The 24,758-nt window shown below is 68.6% G+C and carries 25 protein-coding genes; 15 read left to right on the top strand and 10 right to left on the bottom strand.

Annotated elements, in window-relative coordinates:
* Positions 1–6: 6 nt before the first annotated feature.
* On the bottom strand, positions 7–771 hold the full coding sequence (locus BST11_RS02320) for an SDR family NAD(P)-dependent oxidoreductase (RefSeq protein WP_083136397.1): 765 nt from the start codon (positions 769–771) through the stop codon (positions 7–9).
* 25 nt (positions 772–796) lie between these two features.
* On the opposite strand from BST11_RS02320, the gene BST11_RS02315 reads away from it, so the two are divergent.
* Complete coding sequence (locus tag BST11_RS02315; protein WP_083136396.1) at positions 797–1,399, top strand: TetR/AcrR family transcriptional regulator; 603 nt, start codon at positions 797–799, stop codon at positions 1,397–1,399.
* Between the two features lie 10 nt (positions 1,400–1,409).
* On the opposite strand, the gene BST11_RS02310 is transcribed toward BST11_RS02315, so the two are convergent.
* Together BST11_RS02310 and BST11_RS02305 are read right to left on the bottom strand one after the other, a co-directional pair.
* On the bottom strand, positions 1,410–2,621 hold the full coding sequence (locus BST11_RS02310; protein WP_083136395.1) for an acyl-CoA dehydrogenase family protein: 1,212 nt from the start codon (positions 2,619–2,621) through the stop codon (positions 1,410–1,412).
* A gap of 27 nt (positions 2,622–2,648) precedes the next feature.
* Positions 2,649–3,260 carry a TetR/AcrR family transcriptional regulator gene (locus tag BST11_RS02305; RefSeq protein ID WP_083136394.1) on the bottom strand — a complete coding sequence of 204 codons (612 nt, stop codon included), beginning with the start codon at positions 3,258–3,260 and terminating at the stop codon, positions 2,649–2,651.
* Positions 3,261–3,478: 218 nt separating this feature from the next.
* On the opposite strand from BST11_RS02305, the gene BST11_RS02300 reads away from it, so the two are divergent.
* Positions 3,479–4,807: a sensor histidine kinase gene (locus tag BST11_RS02300; protein ID WP_067317576.1), complete on the top strand. Its 1,329-nt coding sequence runs from the start codon at positions 3,479–3,481 to the stop codon at positions 4,805–4,807.
* Positions 4,808–4,865: 58 nt separating this feature from the next.
* On the opposite strand, the gene BST11_RS02295 is transcribed toward BST11_RS02300, so the two are convergent.
* Positions 4,866–6,317, bottom strand: a complete 1,452-nt coding sequence (locus tag BST11_RS02295) for an aldehyde dehydrogenase (protein ID WP_083136393.1) — start codon at positions 6,315–6,317, stop codon at positions 4,866–4,868.
* Between the two features lie 80 nt (positions 6,318–6,397).
* Here BST11_RS02295 and BST11_RS02290 point away from each other — a divergent pair, with 80 nt between their 5' ends.
* From BST11_RS02290 to BST11_RS02230, 13 genes are all read left to right on the top strand, one after another.
* Positions 6,398–7,663 carry an aromatic ring-hydroxylating oxygenase subunit alpha gene (locus tag BST11_RS02290; protein WP_083136392.1) on the top strand — a complete coding sequence of 422 codons (1,266 nt, stop codon included), beginning with the start codon at positions 6,398–6,400 and terminating at the stop codon, positions 7,661–7,663.
* Between the two features lie 2 nt (positions 7,664–7,665).
* Positions 7,666–7,995 carry a hypothetical protein gene (locus tag BST11_RS02285; protein ID WP_083136391.1) on the top strand — a complete coding sequence of 110 codons (330 nt, stop codon included), beginning with the start codon at positions 7,666–7,668 and terminating at the stop codon, positions 7,993–7,995.
* Positions 7,992–9,245, top strand: coding sequence for a metal-dependent hydrolase family protein (locus tag BST11_RS02280; protein WP_083136390.1), 1,254 nt, complete (start codon positions 7,992–7,994; stop codon positions 9,243–9,245). Before BST11_RS02285 ends, BST11_RS02280 begins: the two co-directional genes overlap by 4 nt.
* A gap of 16 nt (positions 9,246–9,261) precedes the next feature.
* Positions 9,262–9,714: a MarR family winged helix-turn-helix transcriptional regulator gene (locus BST11_RS02275; RefSeq protein ID WP_067317674.1), complete on the top strand. Its 453-nt coding sequence runs from the start codon at positions 9,262–9,264 to the stop codon at positions 9,712–9,714.
* A 39-nt stretch (positions 9,715–9,753) separates the two neighbouring features.
* Complete coding sequence (locus tag BST11_RS02270; RefSeq protein WP_083136389.1) at positions 9,754–10,830, top strand: NAD-dependent epimerase/dehydratase family protein; 1,077 nt, start codon at positions 9,754–9,756, stop codon at positions 10,828–10,830.
* Between the two features lie 51 nt (positions 10,831–10,881).
* Positions 10,882–11,940, top strand: a complete 1,059-nt coding sequence (locus BST11_RS02265) for a ferredoxin--NADP reductase (RefSeq protein WP_083136388.1) — start codon at positions 10,882–10,884, stop codon at positions 11,938–11,940.
* Positions 11,941–11,968: 28 nt separating this feature from the next.
* On the top strand, positions 11,969–12,712 hold the full coding sequence (locus BST11_RS02260) for an SDR family NAD(P)-dependent oxidoreductase (protein WP_083136387.1): 744 nt from the start codon (positions 11,969–11,971) through the stop codon (positions 12,710–12,712).
* A gap of 64 nt (positions 12,713–12,776) precedes the next feature.
* Positions 12,777–14,039 (top strand): aromatic ring-hydroxylating oxygenase subunit alpha, encoded by a 1,263-nt coding sequence (locus BST11_RS02255; protein WP_083136386.1) that lies wholly within the window; start codon positions 12,777–12,779, stop codon positions 14,037–14,039.
* 3 nt (positions 14,040–14,042) lie between these two features.
* Positions 14,043–14,378 (top strand): hypothetical protein, encoded by a 336-nt coding sequence (locus tag BST11_RS02250; RefSeq protein ID WP_083136385.1) that lies wholly within the window; start codon positions 14,043–14,045, stop codon positions 14,376–14,378.
* Positions 14,379–14,400: 22 nt separating this feature from the next.
* Positions 14,401–15,246, top strand: a complete 846-nt coding sequence (locus BST11_RS02245) for a TauD/TfdA dioxygenase family protein (protein ID WP_083136384.1) — start codon at positions 14,401–14,403, stop codon at positions 15,244–15,246.
* Between the two features lie 24 nt (positions 15,247–15,270).
* Positions 15,271–15,804: a carboxymuconolactone decarboxylase family protein gene (locus BST11_RS02240; RefSeq protein WP_083136383.1), complete on the top strand. Its 534-nt coding sequence runs from the start codon at positions 15,271–15,273 to the stop codon at positions 15,802–15,804.
* Positions 15,797–16,936 carry an acyl-CoA dehydrogenase family protein gene (locus BST11_RS02235; protein WP_083136382.1) on the top strand — a complete coding sequence of 380 codons (1,140 nt, stop codon included), beginning with the start codon at positions 15,797–15,799 and terminating at the stop codon, positions 16,934–16,936. Before BST11_RS02240 ends, BST11_RS02235 begins: the two co-directional genes overlap by 8 nt.
* A complete protein-coding gene (locus BST11_RS02230) occupies positions 16,933–18,168 on the top strand; it encodes an acyl-CoA dehydrogenase family protein (RefSeq protein ID WP_083136381.1) in 1,236 nt (411 codons plus the stop codon). Before BST11_RS02235 ends, BST11_RS02230 begins: the two co-directional genes overlap by 4 nt.
* Positions 18,169–18,180: 12 nt before the next feature.
* On the opposite strand, the gene BST11_RS02225 is transcribed toward BST11_RS02230, so the two are convergent.
* From BST11_RS02225 to BST11_RS02200, 6 genes are all read right to left on the bottom strand, one after another.
* On the bottom strand, positions 18,181–18,561 hold the full coding sequence (locus BST11_RS02225; protein WP_244897451.1) for a hypothetical protein: 381 nt from the start codon (positions 18,559–18,561) through the stop codon (positions 18,181–18,183).
* A 123-nt stretch (positions 18,562–18,684) separates the two neighbouring features.
* A complete protein-coding gene (locus BST11_RS02220; protein WP_083136380.1) occupies positions 18,685–20,016 on the bottom strand; it encodes an aromatic ring-hydroxylating oxygenase subunit alpha in 1,332 nt (443 codons plus the stop codon).
* A gap of 11 nt (positions 20,017–20,027) precedes the next feature.
* The gene (locus BST11_RS02215; RefSeq protein WP_083136379.1) at positions 20,028–21,797 is read right to left on the bottom strand and encodes an N-acyl-D-amino-acid deacylase family protein; all 1,770 of its coding nucleotides are present in this window, start codon (positions 21,795–21,797) and stop codon (positions 20,028–20,030) included.
* 169 nt (positions 21,798–21,966) lie between these two features.
* A complete protein-coding gene (locus BST11_RS02210; protein WP_083136378.1) occupies positions 21,967–23,115 on the bottom strand; it encodes a phosphotransferase in 1,149 nt (382 codons plus the stop codon).
* Between the two features lie 107 nt (positions 23,116–23,222).
* Positions 23,223–23,843, bottom strand: coding sequence for a TetR/AcrR family transcriptional regulator (locus BST11_RS02205; protein WP_083136377.1), 621 nt, complete (start codon positions 23,841–23,843; stop codon positions 23,223–23,225).
* Positions 23,844–23,968: 125 nt separating this feature from the next.
* Entirely contained in the window at positions 23,969–24,346 is a 378-nt protein-coding gene (locus BST11_RS02200) for an STAS domain-containing protein (protein WP_083136376.1), read from the bottom strand.
* Positions 24,347–24,758: the final 412 nt, after the last annotated feature.

Genomic DNA, 24,758 nt, shown 5'->3' with positions numbered 1-24,758 from the left:
CGTCCGCTAGACGGCCGCCCAGCCGCCGTCCACGCTCAACACGGCCCCGTGGATGTTCGCGGCGTCGTCACTGGCCAGGAACACCACCGAGGCGGCCACCTCCTCGGGTGTGCTCATCCGCCGGGACGGAAGCCGGGCCAGCACCGGCGTGAGGTGATCGGCGAACTCGTCCTGCCGCTCCGTGGCGATCGGCCCCGGCGCGACGGCGTTCACGCGGACGCCGGCGGGCCCGTACTCGTCGGCCCAGGACTTCGTGAACGAGTGGACGGCCGCCTTGCTGGCGCTGTAGACCGCCGAGCCGTCGGACCCCCGAAGCCCGGTGATCGAGCCGATGTTGACGACGGCGCCCCTGCCGTCGCGGGCCATCTGCGGTGCGACCGCCCCGGTCAGCAGGAAGGGCGCGAAGACGTTGACGGTGAACGCCTCTCGCAGCGACCGCTCGGAGATCTCGGCGGTAGGCGTCGGCATCTGCAAAGCGGCCGCGTTGTTCACCAGGATGTCGAGGCGCCCGCCGGCGAGCTCGGTTGCGACGGCGGCCAGGTGACGAACCTCCTCGTCCCCGGCGCCCAGGTCGGCGGCCACGAACGCGGCATAGCCCCCGGCCGAGCGGATGTCGGCCACGATGGCGTCCCCGCGCGACTTGTCGCGACCGCTGACGACGACGAAGGCCCCGCTCGCCGCCAAGGCCTTCGCGATGGCGGCGCCAAGGCCCGCGGTAGAACCGGTGACCAGTGCTGTGCGGCCCGTCAGCCGCGTATCGTTTGGACTCATGAGTCCACATGCTCCGCCGATAAAAATGGACCCGCAAGTCCAGAAGTGGACCGCGAAGGGGCGGGCGACGCGGCGGCGCATCATCGAGGGCGCGGCCACCGAGATCCGCGTGCACGGTGTCGCACAGACCACGCTCGACGACATCATGTCCCGCACGCGCACGTCGAAGAGTCAGCTTTTCCACTACTTCCCGGGCGGCAAGGAGCAGCTGCTGCTGGCGGTGGCCAAATACGAGTCGCAGATGGTGCTCGACGACCAGCAGCCGCACCTGTCGGCGCTCACCTCGTGGGCGGCCTGGCAGCGGTGGCGCGACGCCGTGGTGGGCCGCTATCGCCGCCAGGGTCAGAACTGCCCCATCGCGGTGCTGATGTCGGAGATCGGCCGCACGACTCCCGGCGCCCAGGCCGTGACGGCCGAGCTGATGGCCAAGTGGCACGGCGCCATCGCCACCGGCATTCGCGAGATGCAGGAACAGGGCAAGGTCGCGGGCCGGGTCGACGCCGAGCGCGCGGCCGCCGCCCTGCTGGCCGGCATCCAGGGCGGCGTCGGCATCATGCTCGCGACCGGTGACCTGTCCTACCTAGAGGCGGCCCTCGACGAGGCGATCGGCGCGTTGCGCCGCGGCTGACGCCGCGCGGCTAGCGGATCTGCAGGCCGGTGATCGCCCGCGAGATCACCAGGCGCTGAATCTCGCTCGTGCCCTCGAAGATGGTGAAGATCTTTGCGTCGCGGTGCATCCGCTCCACCGGGTAGTCGCGGGTGTACCCGTTTCCGCCCAGGATCTGGATGGCCTCGTCGGTGACGTACACGGCGGTCTCGCTGGCCACCAGCTTGGCCATCGAGCCTTCCGCCGAGTCGAAGCTCTGGTTGTTGCGCGCCATCCATCCGGCGCGCCACACCAGCATGCGGGCCGCGTCGATGCGGCTCTTCATATCGGCCAGCTTGAATGCGATCGCCTGGAATTCACCGATCTTGCGACCGAATTGTTCGCGCTGGCAGGCGTATTCAAGCGCGTACTCGTAGGCGGCGCGTGCCACCCCGACGGCCATCGCGCCGACTGTGGGCCTGGTGCGCTCGAAGGTCTTCATCGCGGCCTGTCCGCGCGACGAAGCACCGGACTTGACCCGCGCGATGCGTTCCTCGAACTTCTCCCGCCCCCCGAGAATCGCGTCCTCGGGCAGCCGTACGTTGTCCAGCACCACCTCGGCGGTGTGCGACGCGCGGATCCCGTGCTTCTTGAATTTCTGGCCTTGCTCGAGCCCGTTGGTGTTCGGCGGGATCACGAACGTGGCCTGCCCGCGCGTGCCGAGTTCGGGATAGACCGATGCCACGACGATGTGCACATTGGCGATACCGCCGTTGGTCGCCCAGGTCTTGGTCCCGTTGAGGACCCATTCGCGGGCGGCCTCGTCATAGCGTGCGCGGGTGCGAATGGCGCCGACGTCGGAGCCCGCGTCGGGCTCGGACGAACAGAACGCGCCGAGCTTGGGTTCCTCGGGCGTACCGAACATCTCGGGAAGCCAGCGACCCAATTGTTCGGGAGTTCCGTTGCCCGCCAACGCCGCTGCGGCCAGCCCGGTGCCCAGGATAGACAGCGCGATGCCGGCGTCGCCCCAAAACATCTCCTCGAAGGTGGTGAGAAAGCCAAGACCGGTCGGTTCGGCCGCCTGCTGCGCGAAGAAATCGGGTGAGTACAGTCCCACCTTCGCGGCCTCCTGGATCACGGGCCACGGAGTTTCCTCACGCTCATCCCATTCCGACGCGGCGGGACGGATCACCTCGGCGGCGAACTTGTGCACCCAATCGCGCACCTCGATCACGTCATCGCTGAGCTGCAGTGAAAACGACACGGGTATTCTCCTGAAATATGTTGGGGATCAACGGTTTCGGGCTATGGTGTGGCGCGCGAGGGCGCCGAGCGTCTGCTGGACCCACGCCTCGAAGTAACGGTGCTCGTCGATGTTGCCGGGCAAGCGCCCCGTCAGGGCCTGCAGCGTCGCTGCGTACGACAGCGAGCCGATCGCGACCGCCGCGGCGGCCTCGGGATCGGGGATGTCGGTGCGACCGGAGCGGTTGGACGCGGCCAGTTCGTCGGCGAACCGCTGATAGGCGTTGTCGGTGATGACCTGCCAGGTCTTCTCGTCGAGGTCGCCGAGCTCGTCAGGTTCGCGCAGCATGACCTTGAGCAGATCCTCGCTCTGGGTCAGGTTGTTCCAGATCAGCTGGCCGGCGGTGCGCACCGCCTGCTCGACGCTGCCCGGCGTCCCGGCGTCGTACTGCTCGCGGGCGGCCACGATGCTGTCGGTGCGATGCGCGACGGCGGACTCCAACAGCTCGCGCTTGGACCCGAAGTGCTTGTAGAGCGCGCCGGAACCCGGCGCCAGCCCGGACGCCCGCTGGATGTCCGCCACCGACGTCGCCGCGTACCCCTTGTCGGCGAACAGCTTCAGCGCCGCCGCCAGGAGCCGATCACGTCCGGAGGGCTGCATGGTGAGAGAGTACTCACTCACCTAATCGGAAAACAAGGTGAGTGTCGTGCAGTTCACAGGACTGGCACGTCCGTCGAAGCGCCGACAGGGCGGGTGACCGCCGCGCCTATATCCTGATCCGATGGCCGAGCCGGGGGCGAAAGCGGAAGGCGAGATGTCACCCAGGAACGGGATGAACAGTGGCGCCCGATAATTCGGTTTTCCACCTCCAACTGCCGATGCGGGTGCTGTCGCTGCGCACCATCGTCATCGTCGCCGCGCTGTCGGTGATAACCCTCGTGGTCCTGCTGGGGGCCTGGGTCTGGATCGGCGTCACCAACGACCAGTACAGCCAGCTCGACCGCCGACTGGATTCGGTGAGCAGCCTGGGTGACATCAACACACTGATCAACAGCGCGCAGCTCACCAACCCCGACCGGCCCATGCCGGACGGCAATTTGGTGCGCACCGCCCGCATCGGCGACGTGACGGTGTCGGTTCCGGGCGACATCGTCCTGCCCAAACTTCCGAACGGGTACGCCAACACGACCATCGACGGCGTGCAATACCGAGTCCGCACCTTCACCGCGGGCCCCGCCTCGATCGCGCTCGCGGCGCCGTTGGCCGAAGCGCAACACCGAATCAACCAGCTCCACCTGCGTGTGCTGCTGATCTGCGGCAGCGTCATCGGGGGCACCGTCATCGTCGGCTGGTTCATCTCGTTGATCATGGTCAACCCGTTTCTGCTGCTGGCCCAACAGGCCCGCGCCATCAACGCGCAGTCCAGCCCCGATGAGGTTCAAGTCCGCGGCGTGCGCGAGGCCGTCGAGATCGCCGAGGCGGTCGAGGGCATGCTGGCCCGCATCGGCAACGAGCAACAGCGCACCAGGGCGGCCCTCGAGTCGGCGCGCGACTTCGCCGCGGTCGCCTCGCACGAATTGCGCACCCCGCTGACCGCCATGCGCACCAACCTGGAAGTGTTGTCCACCTTGGATATTCCCGCGGAGCAGCGCAAAGAGGTCATCGGCGACGTCATTCGAACGCAGAGCCGGATCGAGGCGACGCTGACGGCGCTGGAGCGGCTGGCGCAGGGCGAGTTGACCACGGTCGACGATTTCGTCCCGTTCGACGTCACCGAACTGCTGGACCGCGCCGCCCACGACGCGCTTCGCATCTACCCCGGGGTGGAGGTGTCGCTGGTGCCGTCGCCCACGGTGCTGATGGTCGGGCTGCCCACCGGGCTGCGGCTGGTCATCGACAACGCCATCGCCAATGCGGTCAAGCATGGCAGCGCCACCGAAATCCGGCTCGCCGTGGGCAGTTCCGGCGACGGTGTGGAAATCATGATCGACGACGACGGCACCGGGGTCCCCGAAGCCGAACGCACGGCGGTCTTCGAGCGCTTCTCTCGCGGCTCCACCGCATCGCGCTCGGGGTCGGGGTTGGGGCTGGCGCTCGTTGCCCAGCAGGCCGAATTGCACGGCGGCACGGCGTCCCTACACTCCAGCCCGCTGGGCGGCACGAGACTGCTGCTGCAACTGGCCGGTGACGGTCGCGGCCCGGCGTGACGTCCGCGGACCGTGGCTGGTGACAGTGCGCCGAGCATTCACACCCAAGCGTGCGCCGCTACTGCGGTGCCGCGACGGAGATCGACTTGAGGACCGTATAGCCGTCGATCCCCTCGGCGCCGAGCTCGCGCCCGTATCCGCTGCCCTTGACACCGCCGAAGGGCGCGAACGGGTCCATCGTGTAGCCCTGGTTGACGCCGAAGGTTCCGGTGCGCACGCGGCCCGCGATGCCGACTCCGCGGCCATGGTCGGCGGTGAACACCGATCCGGCGAGCCCGTAGTCGGAATCGTTGGCGATCGCGATGGCCTCGTCCTCGTCGCGGTAGGCGATGGTGGTCAGCACCGGGCCGAAGATCTCCTCGCGGGCGATGCGCATGGCGTTGTCGGCCCCGGCGAACAGCGTGGGCTTGACGTACCAGCCGCCGTCGACGCCGTCGGGCAGCTCGGCGCCACCGGTGACGAGTCGGGCGCCCTCCCGCTGGCCTTCGGTGATGTAGTTGCGGACGCGCTCCTGCTGGCGCTTCGCGACCAGCGGTCCGAGCTGCGTCGCCGCATCGGCCGGATCGCCGATGTGGAGGGATTCCATCTCGGCCGCCAGCGCACCGACGAACTCATCGCTTCGGTTGGCGGGCAACAGGATTCGCGTTAGAGCGTTGCAGATCTGGCCGCAATTGGACAGGCTCGCCGACCGGATGGCGGAGGCGACCGCGGCCGGATCGGCGTCGTCCAGCACGATCGCCGCGGACTTGCCGCCGAGCTCCAGGCTGACCCGCTTGAGGTCCGCCGCGCAGGCGGCGGCGACCGCCTTGCCGGCGGTGGTGGAGCCGGTGAACGACACCTTGTCCACGCCGGGGTGCCGGATGAGCCGCTCGCCGACCCTCGCGTCGCCGGGCAGCACGCTCACCACACCGCCCGGCAGCTCGGCCGCTTCGAGTATCGAGGCGAGCAGCAGCGCGTCCAGCGGCGACTCCGGCGCCGGCTTGACCACCACACAGCACCCCGCCAGCAGCGCCGGGATCAGCTTGGTGACGATGAGGAACTGCGGCATGTTCCACGGGACGATCGCCGCGACCACGCCGACGGGTTCGCGCCGGATGTCGAGGTCGGCTCCGTAGAAGCCCGGGCGCGTCTCCCGCCACGGGAAGCGTTCGGCAAGGTCGCAGAACGCGGACATTATCATGGCCGGCAGCCCGACCTGGGCTCGCTGGGCGAAGGTGGTGGGGGCACCGATTTCGGCGGTGATGAGCTCGGCCATCTGGGAGCGTTGCGCCCCATAGAGTTTCGCGAGGCGGCGCACGGCTTCGATGCGGTCGGCGGGTTCCAGGCGCGGCCACGGTCCCTCGTCGAACGCCGCGCGCGCGCTCGCTACCGCGGCGTCCACCTCGGCGGGCCCGGCCGTGGCCACCCGGGCGATGGGCGATTCGGTGTGCGGCGAGATCACCTCGAAGGTCTCGCCGCCGCTGGGTGAGGTCCACGTCCCACCGATGAACAAGGCGTCATGTTGGTGCACCGAAGCTCCTCCTCAACCGTCCGCGACGGGCAATATCAACTACTTGCGATTGTGATGTAGAGCATATACGGTCGGCAGATATGGCCCGTTTCCCCAAGCCGCCCGAAGGCAGCTGGACACAACATTATCCCGAGCTGGGCACCGGGCCGGTGTCCTATCAGGATTCCATCAGCCCCGAAATCTACGAGCTGGAGCGCCCGGCGATCTTCAAGCGCGCATGGCTGAATGTCGGTCGCGTGGAAAGCCTTCCGCGCAGGGGCAGCTATTTCACCAAGGAACTGAAGGTCGTCAACACGTCGATCATCGTGGTCCGCAACACCCGGGGCGAGGTCAACGCGTTCCACAACATCTGCCGGCACCGCGGCAACAAGCTGGTCTGGAACGACATGCCGCTGGAGGAGACGAGCGGCACATGCCGGCAGTTCACCTGCAAATACCACGCCTGGCGCTACGACCTGGACGGCAAGCTGACCCACGTGCAGCAGGAGAGCGAGTTCTTCGATCTCGACAAGGACCGCTACGGGCTGGTGCCGGTGCACTGCGAGGTGTGGGAGGGGTTCATCTTCGTCAACTTCGCGCCGCGACCCGAGCAGTCGCTGAGGGAATTCCTCGGACCGATGATCATCGACCTGGAGGGCTATCCCTTCGACCGGATGACGTCCCGGTGGGTCTACCGTTCGGAAGTGCACGCCAACTGGAAGCTCTACATGGACGCGTTCCAGGAGTTCTACCACGCACCGGTGTTGCACGCGAACCAGTCACCGACCACCTACTCCAAGGCCGCGGCCGAAGCCGGCTTCGAGGCGCCGCACTACCGCATCGAGGGCCCGCATCGTCTCGTCAGCACCTCGGGAATCCGGGCCTGGGAGATGGACGCCGAGATGCGCAAGCCGATCGAAGACATCTGCCAGAGCGGATTGTTCGGGCCCTGGGACAAACCCGATCTCGGCGAGATGCCCCCGGGGCTGAACCCGGCCAAGTGCGACCCATGGGGGCTGGACTCGTTCCAGCTGTTTCCCAACTTCGTCATCCTGTTCTGGGGTCAGGGCTGGTATTTGACCTACCACTACTGGCCGACGTCGTACAACACCCACGTGTTCGAGGGGACGCTGTACTTCCCCCAGCCGCGCACGCCGCGCGAGCGGGTCGCGCAGGAACTGGCCGCGGTGACGTTCAAGGAATACGGCCTGCAGGACGCCAACACGCTCGAGGCCACCCAGGGCATGATCGAGACCGGCGTGGTGCGCGAATTCCTGCTCAACGACCAGGAAATACTGATTCGCCACCTGCACAAGGAGACCGCCCACTGGATCGCCGACTACCAGAGCAACACGGTGGGGGTGTAGCCGTGACCGCCAAGCTCCCAAGCGAATTCGCCGACCTGGAGCCGTTCGCGGCCTGGTGCCTGGACAGCGAACCGCAGCGCTACCAGAAGCGACTGGACAGCTCCATGGCCGAGATGCAGGCCTTCTACGACGCAATCACGCCGCGGGCCGAAGAAGCCATCGCCTACTGCGACAAATTCCCGCTCGACGACCTGCCCGACGACGTCACCAACCTGATGCACCTGTTGTATTCGATGATCATGGTGTCCTTCCCGGTGGAGTGCTGGAAACAGCCCCGGGTGCCCGACTCGGGAGCCTCCAGCCTCGACTGCGTCTCCGAACCCATCCCGTGACCATCGCGCTGCGGGCCGACCGCTGGGCCGACATCGACGCCGGCGAGGTCCGCTCGCCGGCCCTCCTGATCATCGAGGGCGACCGGATCAGCGCGGTCAATCCCGTTGCGGGCCCGCCGGATTCGGCGGCGGAGATCGACCTCGGTGACGTGACGCTGCTGCCGGGCCTGATGGACATGGAACTCAACCTGCTCATCGGCGGCCCCGGCGGGCCGGACGGTCTGCCCAACCCGATGCACGGGGTGCAGGACGACCCCGTGTACCGCACGCTGCGCGGCGCCGTCAACGCCCGCACCACCCTCGACGCCGGCTTCACCACCGTGCGCAATCTCGGGCTGATGGTGAAGACCGGCGGGTACCTGCTGGACGTGGCGTTGCAGCGCGCGATCGATTCCGGCTGGCATTCCGGCCCGCGGATCGTGCCCGCCGGCCACGCCGTGACGCCCTACGGCGGGCACCTGGATCCGACGGTCTTCCAGCGGCTGGCCCCGGGCATCATGCCGCTGAGCGTGGCCGAGGGCATCGCCAACGGCGTCCCCGATGTCCGTGCGTGCGTGCGCTACCAGATTCGCCACGGCGCCAAGGTGATCAAGGTGTCGGCGTCCGGCGGCGTCATGTCGCACAGCACGGCACCGGGTGCCCAGCAGTACTCCGACGAGGAGTTCGCCGCCATCGCCGACGAGGCGCACCGCGCCGGCGTGCGCGTCGCCGCGCACGCCGTCGGCGACACGGCCGTCCGCGCCTGCATCAAAGCGGGAATCGACTGCATCGAACACGGCTTTCTGGCCACCGACGAGACGATCCAGATGATGGTCGACCACGGCACCTTTCTGGTGTCCACGACATATTTGACCGAGGCGATGGCGGTCGACCGGATCGCGCCCGAGCTGCGCAAGAAGGCGAACGAGGTGTTCCCGCGGGCAAAGTCGATGTTGCCCAAGGCGATTGCCGCCGGGGTGCGCATCGCCTGCGGGACGGACGCGCCGGCGATTCCGCACGGACAGAACGCCAGGGAGTTGTGCGCGCTCGTCGATCGCGGCATGACGCCGATGGAGGCGATCCGTGCGGCGACGGTGACCAGCGCCGAATTGATCGAGGCCGAGCACGAGCTGGGACGCCTCGCCCCCGGCTATCTCGCCGACATCATCGCGGTGCCGGGGGACCCGTCGCGGGACATCGCCACCACCCTCGACGTGCGGTTCGTCATGAAAGACGGCCGCGTCCACCGAAGCCCGGAGGAAGGTGCGTGACGGACCCGTGGACGGCATAGCCCTCACCGACAACATCCTGTGGCTGCTCAAGCAGGCCTTCCACTTCTCGCTGACCAAGGTCAACGAGGCCATCAGCGGCCACGGCGTGACGACCGCTCAGATCGGTCTGATGCGTCAGCTCGCCGATGAGCCCGGCCTGTCGGGCGCCGAGCTGGCCCGGCGGCTGCTGATCAGCCCGCAGGGCGCCCAGCTGGCGCTGTCCGCGCTCGAGAGCCGCGGCCTGGTGGAGCGCAAGCAGGATCCGCAGCACGGACGAATCATGCAGGCCTATCTGACCGACGAGGGGCGAGCCGTCACCACGGCGGTGCTGGCCGACGCGATCGCCGCCCACGAGAGCGTGTTCGGGGTGCTGACGAGCGACGAGCAGCAGCTGCTGCACGACCTGTTGGCCCGGGTCGTCGAAAAGGGCACGGGTCACACGTTGCTCAGCGAGCGCACCCAATCCTGATCGCCAGCGCGAAGCGCCTCGCCGGGAAGGCGGCACACGATGTCAGATGAGGTCCTCGTCACCGGTGCTTTCGGTCTGGTCGGATCCGCGACGGTGAAGCGCCTGGGCGCCGACGGTCGCCGGGTGATCGCGACCGGGCGCGATCGCCCGGCCAATCGCAAAGCCGCCCAAAGACTTCCGGCCGGCGTGGCCATTCGATGGGCCGACCTCACGAACTTCACCGACGTAGAGCGGCTCGTTTCCGAGGTGGCGCCGGCCGTCATCGTCCACCTCGCGGCCGTGATCCCGCCCACGACCTATCGCGATGCGGCCTTCGCGCGCAGGGTGAACGTCGGCGCGACCGCGGCTTTGGTGCGCTGCGCCGAGGCGCTGCCGAATCCGCCGCGGTTCGTTTATGCGTCGAGCTCGTCGGTCTACGGCGCGCCCAACCCGCACCGCTTCAGCGGCCTTTGCGGCCCGGACACGCCCTTACGACCATGCGAGCTCTACGGCCGGCACAAGCTGGAAGCCGAGGAGACCGTTCGGTCGTCGCACCTCGACTGGGTCATCCTGCGGCTCGGTGGCGTCCTGACCGTCGATCCGAGCGAAGAGAACTACGATCCCGACATCCTGTTCTTCGGCACCATAATGCCGACGGACGGGCGGGTGCACACCGTCGACGTCCGCGACGTCGCCCGCGCGTTCGCGGCGGCCACCAGCGCGGACGTCGGCGGAGAGACATTGTTGGTCGCGGGCGACGAATCGCACCTGCTGACGCAGCGCGATACGACGGAGGGCCCGGGCGAGGCGCGAGGGCTCACGGGGCTGGTTGACGCGATGTGCGCCCGGCCGGGAAATCCCGACAGCGACGACGGGTGGTTCCTCAACTGTTGGATGGACTTCACCCGGGCTCAGGAGGCGCTGGCGTTTCAGCGCCACTCGTGGCCGGAGATGCTCGCCGAGATGCGGGAAATCGCGGGGTGGAAGCGACACGCCACCCGGCTGGCCGCCCCGTTCGTGCGGGCATTCATCAAGCGCCACTGCGCCTACCGCAACGTCCCCGGCGAGTACGCAACCCCGTGGGAGGCCCTGCGCGTGCGATACGGCGAACCCGGCCTGACCGCGGCCGACCGCTAGCATATGTCAAGTACTTGATAATCATGACAAGTGGTTGATAATCTGGCCCGGATGGGACAGCCAGGCGGAGGTCCAGACTCCCAAGACGATTCGGCGGCCAACGGTTTCGCGCCGCTGCGCATCAAGCAGGTGGTGCGCGAGACCGGCGACGCCGTGTCGCTCGTGTTCGACGTGCCCGCCCCGCACCGGCCGCGGTTTTGTTACCAGGCCGGTCAATTCCTCACGCTGCGGGTGCACGTCAACGGCCTCGAGCACCGGCGCTGCTACTCGATGTCGTCGTCGCCGATGGCCGGCGAGGACCTGCGCATCACGGTCAAGCGCGACCCCGGTGGCGTGGTGTCGAACTGGCTCAACGACACGGCCACTGCCGGCGGGGAGATCCATGCGGCGCCGCCGGCCGGCCGGTTCGTCCTGAGTGACACCAACCGCGACGTGGTGGCCTTCGCCGGGGGCAGCGGCATCACCCCGGTCTTTTCGCTGATCCGTTGGGCGCTGGCGAACACGACCCGGACCATCCGGCTGTTCTACGCCAACCGCACCCGAGAGTCGGTCATCTTCGCCGACGCGCTGGCCCGGCTGGCCGATCGCCACCCGGACCGGTTGGTGATCGAGCACCACCTCGACGAGGACCGCGGCGTCGTCCACGCCGGCCATGTCGAGCGCTTCGTCGGCCGGCCCGACGACGTCGACGTCTACATCTGCGGGCCCGCGGCGTTCATGGACACCGTGGAAGCGACCGTGGTGGGCGCCGGTGTGCCCGCCGACCGCGTGCGCCTGGAGCGCTTCGACACCCCCGACGTGGCCGCGGCGGCGGCAAACGGTCCGGCGGTGACGGCCACCGAACGGGTGACCATCCACCTCGACCGCCAGCGGACCACAGTCGCCTACCGCGACGGCGAGACCCTGCTGCAGACCGCGCGGTCCGCGGGCCTGCGTGCGCCGTCGTCATGCGAAACCGGCTCTTGCGGAACGTGCATGGCCAGATTGACGGAGGGCAGCGCGCGAATGATCAACAACAACGCGCTCACCGCGGATGAGGTCGCCGAGGGCTGGGTTTTGACCTGTCAGTCCCTGCCGACAAGCCGAACGATCACGGTGGTCTACGAGTGACAGGACGGTCAGTAATGGGGCATCGCCAATGACACGGGTCGCGGTGGTGACCGGCGGGGCGTCGGGCATGGGCGAGGCCACGTGCCACGAGCTGGGCCGGCGTGGGCACAAGGTCGCGGTGCTCGACATCAACGGCGAGGCGGCCCAACGCGTTTCCGAAGAGCTGCGCGCCAAGGGCGTGGAGGCGTGGGGGGTTGCGGTCGACGTCACCAATCGCCCGGCGGTGGAGGAGGCCTTCGCCAAGGTGCGCAACGAGCTGGGAGCGGTGACCATCCTGGTGACCAGCGCCGGGGTGGTCGGATTTGCGCCGTTCACCGAAATCACGACCGAGTCCTGGTCGCACATCATCGACGTCAACCTGACCGGCACCTTCCACTGCTGCCAGGTGGCGGTGCCCGACATGATCGCCGCCGAATGGGGCCGCATCGTGATGATTTCGTCGTCCAGCGCACAGCGGGGCTCCCCCAAGATGGCGCATTACGCGGCCTCCAAGGGTGCCGTGATCGCGCTGACCAAATCGCTGGCGCGCGAATACGCCCCACTGGGAATCACCGTCAACAACATCCCCCCGTCGGGCATCGAGACGCCCATGCAGCACGCGTCGCAGGCGCAGGGACACCTCAAGTCCAACGCGGAGATGGCGAGCCAGATCCCGCTGGGCCACTTGGGCACCGGTGACGACATCGCCGCGGCGGTGGGGTTTTTGTGCTCGGAGGAGGCCGGATTCATCACCGGCCAGGTTCTCGGCGTCAACGGCGGAGCCGTGATGTGAGCACCGTGAGCACAGCGGGAATCCGTCGACAGCCACGGAATATTTCCACGAGAGGCAGGTTCTGATGGGACGATGGCCTAAGCCGGCCGAGGGCAGCTGGACCCGGCACTACCCGGCGCTGGGTACCGGGCCGATCTCTTTCCGGGATTCGACGTCGCCGGAGTTCTACGAGCTCGAACGGGAAGCGATTTTCAAACGGGCCTGGCTCAACGTCGGCCGGGTCGAGGAGCTGCCAAAGGTCGGCAGCTACTTCACCAAGGAGATCGAGGCGGCCCCGGCGTCGATCGTCGTGGTCAGGGGCAGGGACGAGGTGATCCGGGCCTTCCACAACGTCTGCCGCCACCGCGGTAACAAGTTGGTATGGAACGACTTTCCGCAGGAGGAGACCAGGGGGACGTGCCGGCAGTTCACCTGCAAGTACCACGGCTGGCGCTACGACCTCAACGGCGCGCTGACCTTCGTGCAGCAAGACTCGGAGTTCTTCGACCTCGACACGGCCGACTACGGGTTGAGCCCGGTGCATTGCGACGTGTGGAACGGGTTCATCTTCATCAACCTCGACCGGCAGCCGCGCCAGGGCCTGCGCGAGTTCCTCGGTCCGATGATCACGGGGCTCGACGACTACCCGTTCGGCAAGCTCACCGAGCGCTACGACTTCGAGGCGCACAACAACAGCAACTGGAAGATCTTCGCCGACGCGTTCCAGGAGTACTACCACGTGCCGTCGCTGCATCCCCAGCAGGTCCCGGCGGAGGTGCGCGACCCCAACGCCGGGTTCGAGTGCGCCCACTTCCAGATCGACGGTCCGCACCGGGTGGTCTCGACCGCGGGGACCCGCCGCTGGCTGCTGGCGCCGGAATACATGTACCCGATCGAACGGGCCACCCGCAGCGGGCTCGTCGGGCCTTGGCGCACACCCGATCTCGGAGAGCTGCCGGCCGGGCTGAATCCCGGCGGCATCGAGCCATGGGGCATCAGCAATTTTCAGATCTTCCCCAACCTGGAGATCCTGATCTACGGCGGCTGGTACCTGCTGTACCGGTACTGGCCGACGTCGCACAACACCCATCGGTTCGAGGCCTACACCGCCTTCCACCCCGCCCGCACCGTGCGCGAGCGCATCGAGCACGAGGTGGCGGCCGTGGTGCTCAAAGAGTTCGCCCTGCAGGACGCCGGCATGCTCGGCGGCACCCAGGCGGCCCTGGAAACCGGCATCGTCGACGAGTTCCCGCTCAACGACCAGGAGATCCTGGTGCGCCACCTGCACAAGGAGGTCGTCGACTGGGTCGAGCAGTACCAGCGTGACATGCAGCCGGCGGGGGTGTGAGCGATGAGCAAGCCCCTCTTACCGAGCGCCTTCGCCGAACTCGAAGGGTTCGCGCAAACCTGGTGTCTGGCAACCGAAGCCGAGCGCTGGAATCAACGGATGACCAGCAGCATGCAGGAGATGCGAGCGTTCTACGACGCGTTCTTTCCGCGTCTGGAAGAAGCGATCGACTACTGCGACAAGTTCCCGCTGGACGACTTGCCCGAGGACGTCTTGCACCTGCTGCACCTGGTCTATTCGTTGGTGATGGTCGCGATGGCGGTCGAAATCTTCGCCCAGCCCAAGCCCACCGACTCCGCGGACGCCGTCCTCAATCGCGTCGGCGAACCAGTGCCGTGACCCTCATGAGAAAGGACGGGCGATGAGCCTCATCACCATCAACAAACTCACTTCGTCGGTCGGCGCCGAGGTCCTCGGCGTCGATGCAGACCGGCTGGCCTCCGACGACCTGCTGGGCGATGCGGTGATGGAGGCGCTGGAAGACAACGGCGTATTGGTCTTTCGTGGGCTGGGGCTGCAACCCGAAGCGCAGGTGGATTTCTGCCGGCGCCTCGGCGAAGTGGACTATTCCTCCGACGGCCACCATCCGGTGGCGGGCATCTACCCGATCACGCTCGACACGTCCAAGAACTCCTCGGCCGCCTACCTGCGGGCCACCTTCGACTGGCACATCGACGGCTGCACCCCCCTGGGCGACGAGTGCCCGCAGAAGGCCACGCTGCTGTCGGCGGTGGCGGTCGCCGAACGCGGCGGCGAGACGGAATTCGCCAATTCCTATGCGGCCTACGACGAATTGACCGACGAGGAGAAGCGGCGGTTCGGCGCGCTGCGGGTGGTGCACTCGCTGGAGGCCTCCCAGCGCCGCGTCACGCCCGACCCCACGCCGGAGCAGCTGCGGCGCTGGCGGCAGCGGCGCACGCACGAGCATCCGCTGGTGTGGACGCACCGCAGCGGTCGCAGGTCGCTGGTCTTGGGGGCATCCGCGGACTACGTCGTCGGCATGGACCTCGACGAGGGCCGCGCGTTGTTGGCCGAATTGTTGGACCGCGCAACCGGCCCCGACAAGGTCTACCGCCACAAGTGGTCGGTCGGCGACGCCGTCATCTGGGACAACCAGGGTGTGCTGCACCGGGCGGCACCCTATGACCCCGACTCCCCGCGGGAGATGCTGCGCACTACCGTGCTCGGCAACGAACCGATCGCGTAGAGCCGCCAACCCGAGGAGCGACACATGCGGCTGACGCCGCTGCCGGACGGCGAATGGAACGACGACACCCGCGCCGCCCTCAAGGCCCTGCTGCCTCCCGAGCGGGCCAACGCGCGTGACGCCGGCAACGTGCTGGCGACACTGGTGCGCCACCCCGACCTGACCCGCGCGTACCTGCGGTTCAACGCCCACCTGCTGGTGGACTCGACGCTGCCGGCGCGGGCGCGCGAGATCGCGGTGTTGCGGATCGTGCAGCGGTGCGACTGCGACTACCTGTGGTCTCACCACGAGCCGATCGCGCGGCGCGCCGGGCTGACCCCGGCGGACATCGATGCGATTCGCGACGGCGGGTTGACCGACGAACTCGACCGCCTGGTGGTCGGCGCGGTGGACGAACTCGACGAGCGCAGCGAGATTTCCGATGCGACGTGGGCCGATCTCGGCCGGCACTTCGACGATCGGCAGCGAATGGATCTGGTGTTCACCGTGGGTGGCTACGGCCTGCTCGCGATGGCCGTCAACACGTTCGGCATCGAGGAGGAGGGCGCCCATGGGTGACGCCGCCCCGGAAACCGAGTTGTTCGTCGCCACCGCGCGCGCGTTTCTGGACAAGCACGCATCGCTCGCACAGGTGCGCGCGTTGCACGCCGACGGCGTCTCCTTCGACCCCGGCTGGTGGCGGCGGGCCGCCGAGCTGGGCTGGACCGGCCTGCTCGTGCCCGAGCAGCTCGGCGGCGGCAGCGTCTCCGGCGACGGCCTGCACGACCTGGCACTCATCGCCGAAAACCTCGGTCACACGGTGGCACCCGGCCCGCTGCACCCGGTCAGCGTCGTGCTGGCCGGCGTGGCCGAGACCGACAACCGCGACCGGCACGCCGCGACCATCGACTCGCTGATGTCGGGCGCGGCGGTGGGCGCGTGGGCGGTCGACGAGCCCGGCCGGCCATTCGCACCACAACGGCCGACCGTCACCGCCACACCGACCGCCGGCGGCCACCGCATCGACGGTGTGAAGGACCGGGTGGAGGCGGGCGCGGAGTCCGCGCTGTTGCTGGTGGTGGCGCGGAGCCCGGACGGCCCGCGCCAGTTCGTGGTGCCCGCGGACGCGCCGGGGGTGACGGTGGCGCCGCAGCGGTCGCTGGACTTCGTCAAACGTTACGCGCGAGTGCATTTCGACGGCGTGGTCGTCGACGAGGCCGCGGCGGTCGGCTCGGCGACGCAGGCGCCGGTCCTCATCGATCGTCAGGCGCAGATCGCGGTGGTGCTGCAGTGCGCCGAACTGGTCGGCATTCTCGACACCGTTTTCGGCATGACCATTCGCTGGGCGCTGGATCGGCACAGCTTCGGCCGCCCGCTGGCGTCCTACCAGGCCCTCAAACACCGGCTCGCGGACATGAAAATGTGGCTCGAGGCCTGCCGCGGCATCACCTACGGCGCGGTCGCGGACGTCGCCGCACGCAAACCCGACGCGCAGCTGACCGTGAGCGCCGCCAAGTCCTACCTCGGCGAGCACGCTTCCACGCTGGCGCAGGAGTGCGTGCAGCTGCACGGCGGCATCGGCGTCACCTGGGAGCACGACCTGCATCTCTTCCTGCGCCGGATCACGTTGTACCGCTCGATGTTCGGGACGCCCGCCGAACATCATCGCGCCATCTACGCGGGGCTGCGCGGCGGGCGGCCCGCGGCATGACGGAGTCGGTCGAGGCCTTCGCGGCGCGGGCCCGCGCGTGGCTCGCGAAGAACATGCCGCAGGTCGATCCGGTCCGGCCACCGTTGGGCGACCGCGGCGACGACGCATCCTGGCAGCGCGCCCGCGAGCTGCAAAAGCGGCTCTACGTTGGCGGTTTCGCCGGCATCTGCTTTCCGCGCGAATACGGCGGGCTCGGCCTGGACGTGGCCTACCAGAAGGCCTTCGACGCCGAAACCGTCGGCTACGAGATGCCGCTGATCCTAAATGTTCCCACGTTCACCATCTGCTGTGCGGCGCTGCTCGACAGCGGCACGGAAGCCCAGAAGCGCCAGCACATCTCGGCGGCGCTGCGCGGCGAAGAGGTTCTGGTCCAACTGCTTTCGGAACCCAGCGGTGGCTCCGACCTCGCCGGGCTGATCACGCGCGCCGACCGCGACGGCGACGCCTGGGTCATCAACGGCGCCAAGACCTGGAGCACCAGCGCATTCGCCGCCGACTATGGCCTGCTGCTGGCCCGCACCGACTGGACGGTGCCCAAGCACGAGGGCCTGACGATGTTCCTGGCCCCCATCAACGATCCCGGGGTCACCCTGCGCCGCATCCGCCAGGTCGACGGGTCTACGGAGTTCTGCGAGGAATTCCTCGACGGCCTTCGGCTGGGCGAGGAGGCCGTCGTCGGGGAGGTCAACAAGGGCTGGGAGGTGGCCTCGCGGCTGCTGCATCACGAGCGGCGCGCGGTCGGCCACGGGTCGGAATTCGCCAGCGGACGGGGCCGCGAACGCACCGAGGACGCGCTGGTCGACTTCTTCGCCCTCGCCGAGGCCACCGGCCAGGCCGGCGACCCGGGCACCCAGGACCGGGTGGGGCGGGTGTTCGCGCGCCGCATGGTGCGCGACCGGCTCGTCGACCACGTCTCCACCGCGATGCGCAACGGCGCGCTGCCCCCGGCGGCGGGCTCGATCATCCGGCTGTTCCACTCGGACGTCACCTGCCTGGAAGTGGACACGGCGATGGAGATCACCGGCGCCAGCGGCGTGGTGGACGACGACCACGACCTGCTGAAGGTGGGGGAGCGCTACCTGTCGCGCCAGACCGTGGCGCTGGGCGGCGGCAGCAACGAGATGGCGCGCAACGTGATCGGCGAGCGGGTGCTGGGTTTCCCCCGCGAATACGCGGCGGATCGCGGCATTCCCTTCAACCAGGTCAGGCACAACGAGCGCGCCCGCGGCTGACCCACCAAGGCCCTATAAAGGCGCGGCCTGCTGTGCCAGGTTCAGCAGGACGTAGGCAAGGCAGAACAAGAAGTTGAGCACGACCAGGACCAGCCCCACGAACATCAGGGAACGGGTGCCGCGCCGCTTGAGGCGCTTGAGTTTCGCGCCGCGCGCCTCGCGGTTCAGCTGCATCGCGATCAGGGCGAAATTCACATCGGTGACTTCGTCGCACGCGACTGGGACGCCCGCCAGCATCGCCCGCAGGCGATCCGGCGCGGTGTAGACGCCGACCCGCGCGAAGCGGTGGCACAGCCGCCGCGCCCCCCGGGGGCCGAGCGCGCGATAGCGCATCTGGATTTGCTGCAGGAGATGACCACGTTCGTCGCCCCAGGCGTTCGACCGGGTGGTCACAAGCCGGGAGTCTAATTCGACTCGGCCCGATTTCGGGAGGTCTGCGCGAATTTATGGAGTTTGATTCTGCGGCCATGGCGAGAAAGTGCGAGAACACCCCGCCCTCAGCGCAGACTCAACGCGCTACTCGCCGCCGGTCATCCGCTCCGCTTCGGGCAGATCCAGGTAGCGCTCGAGGTTGCGGTGCATGTTGATCACGCGTCGCTCCTCGCCGGACAGCGTCAGGTGGGTGAATCCTGGCTGGTGCAGGCCGCGCTGTAGGCCCGCGAGCAACCGGATGTCCTGGGTGAGCACGATGCCGGGCTCGGCTTCCCCGGCGGTGGTGCGCATGTCCGCCGGCTTGTTGCGCGGCGCGCCGGGCGCCATCCGGGTCATCAGGAAGATGACCAACTCGCCGTGATCGGGATCCGCGCCGGGCCGCGAGCACATGATCGTCAGGTGGTCGGCGTTGGCCAGAAACGTCATGTTCGGGAACACGTTGTACTGGTGCAGCCGGGTGATGCGGTCGGTGTCGGCCCAGTCGAGGTCCACCCCGCGGCCGGCGGCAAACGCCCGCGTGCGGGCCGCGATCAGGTCGGCGACCGTCTGCCCGGGCCGGCGTTCGTCGGCGGGGAACGGCGTGCCCTCCGCCGCGCCCATCAGCGCGCCCTGCGTGCGGACGTAGGCGTCCCACACCTCTTCGTCGCTCAGTGCGCCGTCGAAACGGGGGCTTTGCACGCCGTACGGCTGGTCCGACTTGCCGGTATGGCCCCAGATCTGTTGTGGCGCATGGATGTCGTCGACGCAGCGCAGCAACTCGGGATGCAGCGTCTGAATGTGGTAGGTCTCGCTGTAGCCGTCGGCGATCGTCTTCCAGTTCGCATCGACGTCGACGGTGAGCGTGGCGTAGCAGCGGAAGTCGCTCAGACGGCACCAGGCGATGTCGTCGGGCACCGCCTCCAGGTACTCGAGCAGCGGCATCGCATCGACGTCGAGGTTCACGAAGACCATCCCCTCCCAGCAGTCGACCCGGGCCGGGATCAGCGGGAAGTCGGACATCTTCAGCGTGCCGAAGCCCTTGCGGCCGGGCACCCGCTTGAGCGCGCCCGCCAGGTCCCAGGTCCAGCCGTGGTAGCCGCACTTGAGCTCGCGCAGCCCCGAGCCCGAGCCCGTGCACAGCGAATTGCCGCGATGGCGGCAGGCGTTCTGGAACGCGCGCAGCGCGCCGTCGTCCCCGCGGACGATCAGCACCCCGTACGCGCCGCAGCGGTACTCGAAGTAGTCGCCCGGCTCGGCGACGTGGTCGAGCGTGCAGGCCAGCTGCCACACCTTCGGCCACATCCGCTCGGCCTCGAGCGCGGCGAACGCCGGAGAGTGGTAGCGCTCGGCCGGCACCAGGGTGGGGCCCGCGGGCGGGGTGCCGATCGCGTCCTCCCGGACGTGTGAGCCGGCCCGGTTGCCGACGGACGCGTTCACCGGCGCGGCCCCTAGCGTGCCCCGCGCACCAGCCGTCCGGGGCGGGCCCCGGTGTCGACGTCGTCGCGGCGGGTGACGGTTCCGCTGACGATCGTCGCCTTGTAGCCGCTCGCGCCCTGCAGGATCCGGTGCCCGCCGGCCGGCAGGTCGAACGCCATCGTCGCGGGGAGCAGGCGCAGGGCATCCATGTCGATCACGTTGATGTCGGCCTTCTTGCCGGCCTCGATGGTGCCCCGGTCGGTCAGGCCGAACAGGTGCGCCGTGTCGCGAGACTGCTTGCGGATCACGTATTCCAGCGGCAGCTTCTCGCCGCGGTGGCGGTCGCGCGCCCAATGCGTCAGCAGGAAGGTGGGATAGGAGGCGTCGCAGATCATCCCGCAGTGCGCGCCGCCGTCGGAGAGCCCCAGCACGCCCGCCGGATGCAGCATCATCTCCCGGATCGCGTCGTGGTTGCCGTCGGCGTAGTTGTACAGCGGGAGCATCAGCATGTTGGTCGCGTCCGACTCGAGCATGAGGTCGTAGAGCGTCGCCAGCGGGTCCTCGCCACGCTGCTCGGCGATCGCGGCGACCGTGCGGTCGGGTGTGGGCTCGTAGTCGGGGGGATCGCCGAGCGCGTAGAGGCGGTGCAGCGAGTGTTGCACCAGGGCGAACATGCCGTCGAACAGGAGCGTCGGGTCGACGGGCAGGTCGTCCTCGGACAGGATCGCCGCCCGCACCGCGGGATCGGCCAGGCGCTGCGCGAGCTCGGCGCGGCTGCATTCGGCCGCGAGCCTGCGGTACGTGGGCCGGTGGCTGAAGCCGTGGTGGCCCTGGAAGCCGATCATCATGCCGAACGGGCGCGCGGCGATCTGCGGGTGCAGCCGGCCGCCCTCCTCGTGCGCGGCCGCGGAGAGGTCCAGCATCTCCCGCCACAGGTTCGGGTCGGCGTCGACCTGGATGAGGGCGAACGACACCGGCCGGTCGATCTCGCCGCTCAGCCGGCGCATCCAGTCGAGTTCCTTCTTGGGCCCGATGATGTCCTCGCCCGCCGCGCCCTGCGGGGCCAGCTCGAACACGGCCTGACCGCCCGCCGCCATGGCGCGGCCCAGGCCGAACAGCTCTTCTTCGGCGGCGAAGGTGCCGGGTACGGGTTCGCCGTCCATCGCGCGGTGGCCCATGGTGCGCGATGTCGAAAAGCCGAGCGCGCCGGCCTCGACCGCCTCGGTGACCAGCCGGGCCATGGCGGCGATGTCGTCGGGGGTGGCGGGTTCGTTGCGGGCGCCCCGCTCGCCCATCGCATACGCGCGCACGGCGCCGTGGGCGACCTGGCTGCCCACGTCGATCGCGAAGTTGTGCTTGCCGATCGCGTCGAGGTACTCGGGGTAGCTCTCCCAGCCCCAGGTGATGCCCTCGGTGAGCGCGGTGCCGGGGATGTCCTCGACACCCTCCATGAGCTCGATCAGCCACTGCTCGCTGCCCGGGCGCACCGGCGCGAAACCGACACCGCAGTTGCCGGTCACGATCGTCGTGACGCCGTGGCCGCTGGATGGCTCCAGCAGGCTGTCCCAGCTCACCTGGCCGTCGTAGTGGGTGTGGATGTCGACGAAGCCGGGGGCCACGACATGCCCGGTCGCGTCGATGGTTTCGGCCGCCTCGGCGTTTTCCAGGCCGGGCGCCTCGCTGTGTCCGGGGCGGCGGACAACGTCGACGATGACGCCGTCCTTGATGCCAATGTCGGCCCGGTAGCGCTCCGCGCCGGTGCCGTCGACGACCGTGCCACCGGTGATCTTCAGATCGAACATGAGGCTCTCTCCTTGTCGCGACGCGCCGCCGAGCCGGCCACAGCACATTTACGCTACGCTGCGTAGCGTAACTACTGACGATATGCCCCAGGGCAGGTCGAGTCAATGAAGTTCGGTGATCCGCCGAACTGTGCGGCCGAACGCCGCCGACGGGCCGCCCGTAGCCCGGCTATAGGGAACCCCGCAGTGCCGCAACGGTTTCCAGGTCGTCGAGTGCGGCGACACCGCGCCGCAAGCCTTCCATGGCGATTTCCTCGGCCTGCATTCCGCCCATTCCCGCCGTGATCAGCGGGGCAACGTATGCGTACAGTGCGCCCTGCCGGTATCGCAGCCACAGATCGTCGCGGTCCAGGTCGGGCCCGCCGGCCGCGGCGAGCGCGCGCCGGTAGTCGTCGAGGAGCTCGCGTTGGGTCTCCCGTCGATCTTCCGTCGTCAGGCTGGTGATCAGCGTGTAGGCCAGCTCGCGGGAGGGATGCCCGCGCCGCACCGCCTGCCAGTCCAAAAGGCCCGCCTTGCCGCCGTGGAAGTACATGTTGCCGGGGTGGGCGTCGCCGTGCATGACGGTGTGCGGGGGCCTGTCGATCAGGGCGGCGACGGCGCGGTAGTTGTCGGCGATGAAGCGGCCCTTGTCGAAAGAAATGGCGGCCGGCGTGCCGGCGCGGTCGGCGAGACGTTTGATCGACGTGCGCATCAATGCGCCGGTCAACAACGAGGTGACGTCGCCCGACGGCGTGTACAGCCAGCCCAGCGGGCCGCGGCCGGCGCGGGGCAGGCGGCCCCAAAAGCACGCGTGCAGGTCGGCCAGCGACTCGATGACGAGGCTGGCCTGGTCGGGGGAAATCGGGTGCAGGGTGTCGGGAAATTCGCAGGTCTCGGCCGGCAGGTCCTCGAGGACCAGCAAATAGCGGCCGGTCCACGCGTCGAATGCCGCCCCGTAGGCAAGCGGGACGCCGTTGAGTTGCGGCGCGAGCTGGCTGTAGAAGCGCACCTCGGTGTGCCCGAGCCGGCCGAGTTCACCCATCAAACGGGTGGCCGCCGTCTGGGCCGCGACCTTGACGAACACCGACTCCGGCACGTCTTTCCCGGTCAGCACGAGGCGGGCCCGCGACGACGTCCCCGCGTCCCGGGACAGGACGCGAACCGACCTGACGGTGGCTCCCATGACTTTGGACAGGACCCGGGCGTCGATGTCGTCGACGGTGCGGGGCAACCCCAAGCGACCCCGCACTACCGCGTCGGCGGTCACCCGGCCGACGCCGCGGCCCAGGTGAGCGGTCAGGCCGACGATCGACCGCACCCGTGTCACAGCGTTTTTCATATCGGTCCGTCCTGGTTCGGGGCCCTGCGCCGGCAAGGGAATGTCAACCGGCGCAGCGCCCCGTCAGACAAAAGTAGCTGATCGTCTGGACATCGGACGATACGGGACTATTGTCCGACCTTCGGAACCAGGGCCCTCACCACGAATTGCTCGACGAACCTGCGCTTGTCGGCCGCCGGACGGTGCCGCCACGAGGGCGCCAGCAGGAACAGCGTCGTGGTGTGCAGCCACTCGACAACCGACCGAAAGTCCAGGTCACGGTGCAGGCGGCCCCCCGCCTGCCACCGGGTCAGCAACGGTTCGTAGTGCCGCAACAGTAGGTCCACAAGAGGCTCCGAGCCCTTGTCGAGGGCCGCGGCCACGGCCGTGCTCTCGGCGGCGAACAGCGCCGCGTTCAAGGGGTTGCCGTCCACCGACTCGACGCGCGCCAGGACCATCTCGGGCACCGACCGGACCGGGTCGTCCGGCGCGGGCAGCGAGCGCACCAGTTCGCCGAGCGCGTTGTCGACGCGCATCAGCATCAGGCTCAGCAGGACGTCGTCGCGCGCGGGGAAGTAGCGGTACACCGTCGACCGCGAAACCCCCGCCTCGTCGGCCACTTCGGCCATCCGGAACTGAGTGTTGCCGCGGCGGACGATGCAGCGGCCCGCGGCGTCGACGATCCGCCTGCGCGCCTCCTCGTCGTCCAGGATGGCGCGGTCGTCGCCCCACCACCGGCTCGGTTCCATGGCGCCGATGCTACGGCGCGGGTCGCGCGACATGGCTGCGCGGTGCGCGGGGCATGCGCGACGGTGTCGGCCGGGCGCGAATCCCGTTGCGGTGCGGGCGCTTACGACGCCAACGAACCTGGCATCTACCCCTTGGTGACGCGGCTCAGCGCGGTGTCGAGCGTGCTGTACATCGACAAAACGCCGTCCAGACCCGTGAGCTTGATCGGCCTGCTGGTGGCCGGCCCGTTCGCGACAACCGCGAACCGAGTGGGCGGAGCGACCTCGGCCTGCGCGGTCACCAGGATGGTCATTCCGGCCGACGCGAGGAAATCCACCTTCGTCAGGTCGACGATCAAGGCCGCGGGCCCGTCGGCCAGGGCACTGCGTATCGCCTCGTCCAGTTGCGGCGCGCTGAGCATGTCCACCTCGCCGGACACGCTCAGCACCATCGCACCGTCCACCTGGCGCTTCGCTATCTCGAAGGGCGCCGGCTCGGCTGAATCGTTGGATCGTTCGATCATCCTGCATCACTCACATTCGCACCGCGCGGAAGAATATAAACAGCCTTCACGGACCCTCGCCAATCGGGGCTGTCGACTCAACCCGCCACCACGCCATATTGACAAGAACACTCCATCGATCTGTGCCACACATCCTGAGGCGCAGTCCGCGCGTGATCCGTCGATCGTAAGGCATGGCGGAAACGATCCCGCAATCGTGGCGCTGAGCCGCCCCGACTGAACGAATTCGTCGACGCGATGGGCGCCCGCTGACATAGGTGGGGGGCGGACTCGGGGCGCCGCGTTCCCCGCGCGGCCGGGTGGGTATGGCGACGACCTGACGGCCCGCGGTGCGACCGGACGAATATGATCGGCACGATCTGAGCCCTGACGGTGCGCCGTCAGCGGCAGGGCCCGAGGAAGTGGAGAGATT

It is taken from the genome of Mycobacterium alsense (genome assembly GCF_002086635.1).
Classification (GTDB): domain Bacteria; phylum Actinomycetota; class Actinomycetes; order Mycobacteriales; family Mycobacteriaceae; genus Mycobacterium; species Mycobacterium alsense.
The sequence above is the reverse complement of the archived record's forward strand: the minus strand, read 5'-3'. Positions and strand labels throughout refer to the sequence as shown.